Genomic DNA, 1,094 nt, shown 5'->3' with positions numbered 1-1,094 from the left:
TCGATTACATAAGAATTAACAGAGTATTGGTGGTAAATCCTTAGTCATATCTGTTTGTATGAAACCTGGAGCCACTGCATTCACTGTGATGTTACGAGGGGCTACTTCTTGAGCTAAAGCTTTTGTCGCTCCTATTAGCGCTGCTTTTGCAGTACTATAATTTACCTGACCTACCATTCCTTTCAAACCAGAAAGCGATGACATGTTTATAATTCTTCCACCTCGTTTACGAGGCATCATATGTTTCAATAGGCGTCTTGTGATATAGAAAAAGCCGTTAAGATTTGTGTTAAGTACATCATGCCATTCCTCATTAGCCATCATAAACATAACATTGTCTCGACGAATACCTGCATTGTTTACTAACACAGAAATATAATCATCAGGATGTCTTTGCTCCCACAGGTCAATCGCATTTTCTATAGATTGTGAATCTGCAACATCAAAAGGTAGCAACTCTGCATAACCTCCGTTCGCCTCAATTAGTTCCTTTACCTCATTAGCACTTTCGGAATTAGAATGATAATTGATTATGACAGGATACTCATTTGCTAAGCGCAAAGCCACTGCACGTCCTATACCTCGCGAGGCTCCTGTTACTAAAGCATATTTCATATTTATTAATTGTTTTATTATATTTTTTGAAGAAACGCACTTGGTATATAGGCTGTGGCCATTGTTACCAAATCATCTACTACCACGCCTACTCTCTGTTGCCCCTGCCAGCGTGCAACTATTCCAACCACCCCTTTGAATACACCATCAATAACCTTTACCAACTGTCCTTTCTCGAACTTTGGCACTTCGACTAATGACACGATTGTATTATCCGCATCGGCAGCACAGATGATTTTGAGACTTTCCATCTGATAGTCTGGAACTATCATAGGAACCTTCTCTATTCTGCGCCCAACGTGGACGTGACGATAGTAAAAACGAAGGAATGGGAGATTTACGTTGTCGTAAACAAAGGTTTTGAGTTGTTCTTCGGTACCGTAGGCGAAGAAGATGTTGGGTAAACGTGACTCGATAACAATTTTGCGCTTACCTTTTATAAGTTTCACTACCTCGGTGGTAGGATAGAAAGCCGTGAT

Annotated in this window: 1 protein-coding gene and 1 pseudogene; both read right to left on the bottom strand. The window is 40.3% G+C overall.

The genetic code is table 11. The features are described 5' to 3' along the window. Positions 1–30: 30 nt before the first annotated feature. Positions 31–615, bottom strand: a pseudogene (locus tag DW657_RS17405) (SDR family oxidoreductase); the annotation flags it as partial. Positions 616–632: 17 nt separating this feature from the next. Further along, the coding region (locus DW657_RS17400) for a UpxY family transcription antiterminator (protein ID WP_118313585.1) at positions 633–1,094 on the bottom strand (462 nt) is incomplete at its 5' end.

The organism is Prevotella sp. AM23-5 (assembly GCF_003473645.1).
Lineage (GTDB): Bacteria > Bacteroidota > Bacteroidia > Bacteroidales > Bacteroidaceae > Prevotella > Prevotella copri_A.
The sequence above is the reverse complement of the archived record's forward strand: the minus strand, read 5'-3'. Positions and strand labels throughout refer to the sequence as shown.